Below are 7894 nucleotides of genomic sequence, written 5' to 3'. Positions count from 1 at the left end.
TACGGGAGACCGACGACGGCGATGCCCTGGTAGCGGTTTCACTCGTCGGTGCCCCGGAGTTGCGGGTGCTTGCGGAGACCTCGGGCTTCTTCGGCAGAGCCGTACCCCCCGCGGGGTACGCACGGCGGAGCGAATAGCCCGCCCGGGCGGCGGGAATGCGGACGGGGAGGTACGTGTTGACGATGCCGGACGAGGTGTGCGGCCCGATTGCCGGGTCGGCTCAGGCCCATGGCACACTGGTCAATCGGCCACCGGTTCCGGTTCACGCCCGAGCCCGTCGCGTACGGCGCGACGAGTGATGACGGCGACCCGGCGACCACCAACGAGAGGACCGAGGCGAGATGAAGGCAAACATCCACCCGGAGTACGTGACCACCGAGGTCAGCTGCTCCTGCGGTAACACGTTCACGACCCGCAGCACCGCCAAGGGCGGGGCGATCCACGTCGAGACCTGCAGCGCCTGCCACCCGTTCTACACCGGTAAGCAGCGCGTTCTCGACACCGCCGGTCGGGTCGCGAAGTTCCAGCAGAAGTACGCCAAGGTTCAGGCCAAGAAGGCCAAGTAACTCCCCGTTCGGCGCCCGTGTCCGGTTTTCCGCCGGACACGGGCGCCGTCCGCGTTTCGCCTGTTTCCACGCGCCGTCGGCCATCGGGCCGAGTCCGGTGTCGCACCGTCGAAGGAGCATCCGCAGCATGAGCAGCGAGCGTCTGGCCGGCCTCCTCGACGAGTACGCGGAGCTGGAGAAGCGGTTGGCCGACCCGGCCATCCACGCCGACCAGGCGACCGCGCGTCGGGTGGGTCGCCGGTACGCCGAGCTGGTGCCGCTGCACAAGGCCGCCGGCGAGCTGGAGCAGGCCCGCGCCGACCTGGCGGCGGCCCGTGAACTGGCCGACGAGGATCCCTCGTTCGCCACCGAGGCGGACTCCATCGCGGCGTCGGTGCCGGCCCTGGAGGAGCGCCTGGCCGAGCTGCTCATCCCGCGTGATCCGCATGACGCCAAGGACGTGATCGTCGAGATCAAGGCCGGCGAGGGCGGTGAGGAGTCGGCGCTGTTCGCCGGCGACCTGCTGCGGATGTACACCCGGTACGCCGAGCGGCACGGCTGGATCACCGAGGTGATCGACGCGCAGGACTCCGACCTCGGTGGGGTCAAGGACGTCTCTCTGTCGATCAAGACGAAGGGCGTGCCGGAGGGCGGGAACGGCGTCTGGTCGCGGCTCAAGTGGGAGGGCGGCGTGCACCGGGTGCAGCGCGTACCGGTCACCGAGTCGCAGGGCCGCATCCACACGAGCGCCGCCGGGGTGCTGGTGCTGCCGGAGGCCGAGGACGTCGACGTCACCATCGATCAGAACGACCTGCGTATCGACGTGTTCCGCTCGTCCGGTCCGGGTGGTCAGTCGGTGAACACGACGGACTCGGCGGTACGGATCACGCACGTCCCGACCGGCATCGTCGTCTCCTGTCAGAACGAGAAGTCCCAGTTGCAGAACCGTGAGCAGGCGATGCGGATCCTGCGGGCCCGGCTGCTCGCCGCCGCTCAGGAGCAGGCCGACGCCGCCGCGTCGGACGCCCGCAAGGCGCAGGTGCGCACCGTGGACCGCTCGGAGCGCATCCGCACCTACAACTTCCCGCAGAACCGGATCACCGACCACCGGATCGGCTACACGGCGTACAACCTGGACCTGGCGCTCGCCGGCGACCTGGACGGGGTGCTGGACGCCCTCGTCGAGGCCGACCGCGCCGCCCGCCTCGCCGGCGACACCGAGCTGACCCGCCGCTGACCGCTGCCAGCCGTTGATCGACCCCGCCGAGGGGTCAACTCGCGCGGGGCCGTGACTTGGCGCGCAGCATCTCCCGGTCGGCCTGCTCGAAGGCGACGCTGAGCGCGTCGCGCAGCCCGCCTCCGCCGGAGACCTCGGCGAAGCCGATGCTCACCCCGACCGGGGTGCCCGGCACCAGCGACTCCCAGTCCTCGTTGCGTACCGCCGCCTCGATCCGGCGAGCCACCTCGGCGGCCTCGGTCATGCCGGTGTCCGGGAGCACCACGACGAACTCGTCGCCGCCGTAGCGGGCCACGAAGTCACCCCGGCGCATCACCCGGTTGATCACTCCGGCGATGCGTTGCAGCACCAGGTCACCGGAGTGGTGGCCGTGCCGGGTGTTGACCGCCTTGAAGCCGTCCAGGTCGCACACGCCGATGACGACCCGCTCGCCCCGGGTGACGACAGCGGTGATGTACCGCTCGAGGCGACGTCGGTTGGGCAGCCCGGTGAGCGGGTCGGTCAACGCCTCACCCTCGTATCGTGCCGCCTCCCGACGCATCTCCTCGTGGTCGATACGGGCGGCGATGCCGTCGATGTAGACGTCGCGGAGCCGGTCGTTTCGCTGCGCGGCGAGCCGGAACGCCAGCCGGTCGGCCCGGTGGGCCGCGGGATGGTCACCGGCGCGGGCCAGCGCGATGCTGCGCAGCCGGGCCGGCTCGGCCGCCCCGAGCGTCTCGGTGGACACCCGGATGGTGTCCAGCCGGGTGACCGCCTCGATGGGCCGACCGTCGGCGACGGCCAGGCAGACCATGCCGAGCTGCCGCAGGTCCCGCGCGCGGGCGCTGTCACCGCCGTGGGTGAGGAGCCGGGAGGGTACGGCGTCGCCGGGCGGTTCCAGCGTGTCGCCGAGCGCTGCCTGCCGTGCCGCCGAATACCCGTACGCGGCGAGACTGCTCGGACGCAGACGACCAGCCCGCCCGCTGTGGACGAACTGCGCCAGGTCGGCCGCCACGTCCCGCAGCACGCGCAGGCAGCCGTCACTGTCGCCGTTGTGGTCCAGCGCCACGGCGTTACGCAGCCGGATGCCCGGCGCGGCGAACGTCTCCTCCGGGATTCCGGCGGTCAGACCGAGCTGCCGTGCACGTTCGATCGCGCCCAGGGCGTACCCGTGGAAGCTGAGGTAGCTGTAGGCCATCGCGAGGTCGTGCCAGCCCCAGGCGGTGTCCCGGTCCGGGTCGTCGACGGCGCTGAGCGCCCGGGCGGCCTTGACGAGGTGGGTGACGCAGCGGTCCAGCGCGCCCTGGTGGTGCGCGGCGAGGGCGGCCAGCGCGTTGAGGTGCCCGTGCAGGTAGGGCTCGGCGAGGTCGCGGACAGCCGCGGACGCCTCCTCGATGGCCCGGGTGAACTCCGCCGTCCGGCCGAGATTGATCAGCGCCGAGAGGCGCTGCACCATGGCGTCCGCGCGAGCCGCCGGGTCCGAGGTGGTACGGATCACCCGTTCCAGGAGGGTGTACGACTCCGCGGAGCGACTTGCTTCCTGCAAAGCGCGGGCGTGCGAGAGAGTGTCAACCTGGTCATGGACCCGGTCGAGCCAGCCCACCCACAACCTCCCGTCGTGTGCGCCTCGACGCACCCGTTCATGGCGTCGTCCGCGACGCTTCATGATTATCGTGTGACCACTCTGCCGCAACACCCCCCCGAAGGGACAGGTCGTACCCGTCCGTCCGCCGCGGTGGCCCGGGCGGCCCGCGTGCTCGCGGCGGCCGGGGTGGGCCCGGCGCGCGTGGAGGCCGAGCTGTTGGCCGCGTACGTGCTGGACGTGCCCCGGGGACGGCTGGCCCTCGCCGACGACCTGGACGACGCCCAGGTGGCCCGGCTCGACGAGCTGGTCGGGCGTCGTGCCGGCCGGGAGCCGTTGCAGCACCTGACCGGTCGGGCGGGCTTCCGGCACCTGGAGCTGGCGGTCGGTCCGGGCGTCTTCGTGCCCCGCCCGGAGACGGAGCTGCTGGCCGGCTGGGGTGTCGAGCAGGGCCGGGGCCGAACGGAACCGCTGGTGGTGGATCTGTGCAGCGGCACCGGCGCGATCGCGTTGGCGGTGGCGCAGGAGCTGCCCGGGGCGCGGGTGATCGCCGTCGAGCGGTCCTCGGCGGCGCTGGTGTGGCTCCGCCGCAACGCGGCCGAGCGGGCCGCTGCGGGGGACCGGCCGATCGAGGTGGTCGAGGCCGACGTGACCGCTGCGGACCTGCTGGAGGGCCTGGTGGGTCGGGTGGACGTGCTGCTCTGTAATCCGCCGTACGTGCCCGTGGACGTGGTGGTGCCGCCGGAGGTGGCCGGACATGATCCGGCGGAGGCGGTCTTCGGAGGCGCCGACGGGCTGGCGGTGATCCGGCCGGTGATCGACCGGGCGGCGGCGCTGCTGCGACCCGGCGGCGTGATCGGGGTCGAGCACGACGACACGCACGACGTGGCGGTGCCGGAGCTGTTCGCCCGGGACGGCCGTTTCGACGCTGTTACGGAGCATCCGGACCTCACCGGCCGGCCCCGGTACGCCACGGCGTCCCGACGGGCGGACGGCCAGCACACCGCGTCCGGGCCGGCGTGGCAGACTGACTCCCCGTGATGCTTTACGACTGCCGATCGCCCGCAGATCGGGACCGCGGCATCGCTGCGGCCATCGAGGCGGTCAAGAACGGCGAGCTGGTCGTCCTTCCGACGGACACCGTCTACGGGATCGGCGCGGACGCGTTCACGCCGTACGCGGTCAAGGCGCTGCTGGACGCGAAGGGCCGGGGCCGGCAGATGCCGCCGCCGGTGCTGATCGGTTCGCGGCACACCCTGGACGGCCTGGTCTTCTCGCTGCCCTCGGCGGCGCGGGACCTGGTGGAGGCGTTCTGGCCGGGTGCGCTGACGATCGTGGTCGAGCACTCGCCGAGCCTGCAGTGGGACCTGGGTGACAAGACCGGCACGGTGGCGGTGCGGATGCCGCTGCATCCGGTGGCCCTGGAGGTGCTGCGGGAGACCGGCCCGATGGCGGTCTCCTCGGCCAACAAGACGGGCCAGCCGGCCGCGGTGACCGCCGAGGAGGCACGCGACCAGCTCAGTTACTCGGTGCGCGCGTACCTGGAGGCCGGGCCCTGCCCCGATCCGGTGCCGAGCACGATCGTGGACCTGACCGGCGAGGTGCCGCAGTTGCTGCGGGCCGGCGCGATTCCGCTGGAGAAGCTGCGCGACGTCGTACCGGACCTCCTCGACGTCCAGGGGGCCTGAGTGCCCCCGTTCACCGTCCTGCACGTGTGTATGGGCAACATCTGCCGTTCGCCGATGGCGGAGCGGCTGCTGGCCCTCGCGGTGCGGGAACGGTTGGCGCGGCGTTCGCAGGACCCGGCCACGGCCGAGGAGTTGCTGCACAGCCACAGCGCCGGCACCGGTGGCTGGCACGCGGGCGAGGAGATGAACCCGCCGGCGGCGCGGCAGGTCATCGACCGTGGCGGTGACGTCGACGGGTTCGCGGCGCGCAAGCTGCGCTCGGACCACATCGACGCCGCCGACCTGGTTCTGACGGCCACGGCCGACCAGCAGGAGTACGTGGTGGCGCTCCGCCCGGACGCGGCGGCCCGTACCTTCGTGCTGGGTGAGTTCGGCCGGCTGCTGGCCGCGGTGGACGCCGCCGCGTTGCCGGCGGGCGAGGCGACCCCGGAGGCGGTGTACGCGCGGGGCGTGGCCCTGGTGGCGGCGGCGCACGACAATCGGCTGGGCGCCTCCGCGCTGCCCACCGACGATCTCGACGATCCGTGGGGTCGCGGCGACCAGTGCTTCACCCGGGTCGCGGACGAGATCGAGGAGACGGTCCACCCGCTGGCGGCCACGCTGCTGCCCTGAGCGCCGTGCGAGTTTCCTCCGGGTTTGGGGAAAACCAGGGGCGAAAGGTGCGTTGCGGGTCATTCTGAACGGGTCCTAGCGTGACCGGCTCCTGCGGGGAGAGCTGATGATCCGGGCCCGACTCGACAAACTGCTGACCGTGGTGATCGCCGGCGTGCTGGCCGGACTGGTGCTGGCCGGTGCCGCCCTACCCGCGGCCCTGGTCTTCGGTATCGGCTTCAGCGCCCTCAGCACGCCGTACTCGGAGCTGCCCAACACGCTCCGTACGCCGCCCACGGCGCAGCGCTCCAACCTCTACGCCAACGACGGCACCACCCTGATCACCTCCTTCTACCAGGAGGATCGCGTGGACGTCCCGCTGCGCGAGGTCGCCCCGGTGATGCGCCAGGCCATCGTGGCCGCCGAGGATGTCCGGTTCTACCAGCACAGCGGGGTTGACCTGCGCGGGGTGGTGCGCGCCTTCACGGTCAACAAGCGGGACGGCAGGACCCGGCAGGGCGCCTCCACCCTGACGATGCAGTACGTCCGTAACGTGCTCGGCAGCGACCCCCGGCTCACCGAGCGGCAGCGCCAGGCGGCGACCGAGATCACCACCGCCCGCAAGCTGCAGGAGATGCGGTACGCGTTGGCGCTGGAGCGGGAGTTGAGCAAGGAGGACATCCTCACCCGCTACCTCAACATCGCCTACTTCGGCGCCGGGGCGTACGGGATCGCGGCGGCCAGCAAGCGCTACTTCTCGGTATCGCCCGCGGAGCTGACCCTGCCCCAGGCCGCGCTGCTGGCCGGGTTGGTCCGGTCGCCGGACAGTGACGACCCGATCAACGGGGACGCCGACAGCGCTCTGCACCGGCGGACGTACGTGCTGGAACGCCTGGTCGAGACGGGTCAGGTCCCCGCCGATGCCGCAGCGGCGGCACTCGCCGAGCCTCTGCAGCTGCGAACCAGCGAGACACCGAACGACTGCACGGGCGTGCCCGACGGGCACAACGACTGGGGTTTCTTCTGCGACTGGTTCACCCGCTGGTGGAGCAGCCAGTCGGCGTTCGGGTCGAGCGCCGACGAGCGGCAGCGCACGCTGCGCCGCGGCGGGTTCTCCATCGTGTCGTCGCTCGACCCGGCCGTGCAGCGGACCACCACCGAGCAGGTCCTGCGCATCTACCGACAGACCGAGGCCCGGGCCGTACCGACCGCCGTGGTGCAGCCGGGCACCGGCCGGGTGCTGGCGATGTCGGTGAACCGCACCTACAGCGTCAAGGACAACCCGGTCGGACAGAAGAACCACCCCAACACGGTCAACCAGCTCGTCGCCGGCGGTGGGGCCATCGACGGGTATCAGGGCGGTTCGACGTTCAAGCTCTTCGCCCTGCTGGCCGCGTTGGAATCCGGCCTGCCGCTGTCGACCGACTTCACGGCGCCGACGCAACTGCTCACCCGCTTCCCGGTGACCGGGCCGGGCAGCTGCGACGGGCGCTGGTGCCCGTCCAACGCCAGCCCCTCGTCGATGGACGGCCCCCGCACCATGTGGACCGCGTTCGGCAGGTCGGTGAACACCTACTTCGCGTGGCTCACCGAGCGTGTCGGCGCGGACCGGGTGGTGGAAATGGCCGAGCGGCTCGGCATCGTGCTGCGCGCCGACTCCGACGAGCGGCTGGCCCGCTACGGCGCGAAGGACTGGGGCCCGTTCACCCTGGGCGTGGCCGCGACGACCCCGCTGGACCTGGCGACGGCGTACGCGACGGTGGCGGCCGAGGGGACGTGGTGCGCGCCGCTGCCGGTGGTCTCGATCAGCGACTCGGCCGGCCGTTCGGTGGACGCCGCCAAGCCGGACTGCCGCCAGGTGCTCGACACCGACGTGGCACGGGCGGCGGCGGACGCGGCCCGCTGCCCGGTGGGCGACCAGTCGATGTACGGGCGGTGCGACGGCGCCACAGCGCCCGACCTGCGATCCCGACTGGGCCGTCCGGTGGCCGGCAAGACCGGCAGCTCCGAGCGGTACGAGACGGAGACAGTGGTGGCCTTCACCCCGCAGTTGGCGGTCGCCTCGATGGCCGCCAACCCCGACGACCCGCGCGACGCGGTCGGTCAGGCGGTGCAGGCCCGCATGGTGACCGGGGTGGGCGAGGTGCTCGCCAGTGCCCTGCGAAACCAGCCCGTACAGGACTTCGTCCCCCCAAGCGAACGCGCCGCCTTCCAGCTAACCGCCGCCCGCACCACAAACTAACCCCGCCCCCCGCCCCCGCCCCCCGCCCCC

The 7894-nt window shown here is 72.2% G+C and carries 6 protein-coding genes and 1 pseudogene; 6 read left to right on the top strand and 1 reads right to left on the bottom strand.

All coding sequences use genetic code 11. The features are described 5' to 3' along the window. The first annotated feature begins 341 nt into the window (after nt 1-341). Together rpmE and prfA are read left to right on the top strand one after the other, a co-directional pair. Entirely contained in the window at nt 342-566 is a 225-nt protein-coding gene (rpmE, locus tag ABZV06_RS31710; protein WP_007464546.1) for a 50S ribosomal protein L31, read from the top strand. 127 nt (nt 567-693) lie between these two features. After that, a complete protein-coding gene (gene prfA / locus ABZV06_RS31705; protein WP_355625936.1) occupies nt 694-1782 on the top strand; it encodes a peptide chain release factor 1 in 1089 nt (362 codons plus the stop codon). A 34-nt stretch (nt 1783-1816) separates the two neighbouring features. On the opposite strand, the gene ABZV06_RS31700 is transcribed toward prfA, so the two are convergent. Further along, nucleotides 1817-3364, bottom strand: a complete 1548-nt coding sequence (locus ABZV06_RS31700) for a GGDEF domain-containing protein (protein WP_355237472.1) — start codon at nt 3362-3364, stop codon at nt 1817-1819. Between the two features lie 72 nt (nt 3365-3436). Here ABZV06_RS31700 and prmC point away from each other — a divergent pair, with 72 nt between their 5' ends. The 4 genes and pseudogenes from prmC (at nt 3437) to ABZV06_RS31680 (ending at nt 7864) form a co-directional block, all read left to right on the top strand. Next, complete coding sequence (gene prmC, locus ABZV06_RS31695) at nt 3437-4384, top strand: peptide chain release factor N(5)-glutamine methyltransferase (RefSeq protein ID WP_355625934.1); 948 nt, start codon at nt 3437-3439, stop codon at nt 4382-4384. Continuing rightward, a pseudogene (locus tag ABZV06_RS31690) lies at nt 4381-5031 on the top strand (L-threonylcarbamoyladenylate synthase); the annotation flags it as partial. The gene prmC and the pseudogene ABZV06_RS31690, both read left to right, overlap by 4 nt. Next, nucleotides 5032-5643 (top strand): phosphotyrosine protein phosphatase, encoded by a 612-nt coding sequence (locus ABZV06_RS31685; RefSeq protein ID WP_355237478.1) that lies wholly within the window; start codon nt 5032-5034, stop codon nt 5641-5643. Between the two features lie 106 nt (nt 5644-5749). Beyond that, nucleotides 5750-7864, top strand: a complete 2115-nt coding sequence (locus tag ABZV06_RS31680) for a transglycosylase domain-containing protein (protein WP_355625932.1) — start codon at nt 5750-5752, stop codon at nt 7862-7864. Nucleotides 7865-7894: the final 30 nt, after the last annotated feature.

This window comes from Micromonospora sp. NPDC005172 (assembly GCF_040608555.1).
Classification (GTDB): Bacteria; Actinomycetota; Actinomycetes; order Mycobacteriales; family Micromonosporaceae; genus Micromonospora.
Note: the sequence above shows the minus strand (reverse complement) of the source record. Positions and strands in the feature narration are given on the sequence as shown.

Coding starts and splice junctions, on each gene's coding strand:
- ABZV06_RS31680 (WP_355625932.1), top strand. CDS start 5,750: ATGATCCGGGCCCGACTCGACAAACTGCTGACCGTGGTGATCGCCGGC.
- rpmE (WP_007464546.1), top strand. CDS start 342: ATGAAGGCAAACATCCACCCGGAGTACGTGACCACCGAGGTCAGCTGC.
- prfA (WP_355625936.1), top strand. CDS start 694: ATGAGCAGCGAGCGTCTGGCCGGCCTCCTCGACGAGTACGCGGAGCTG.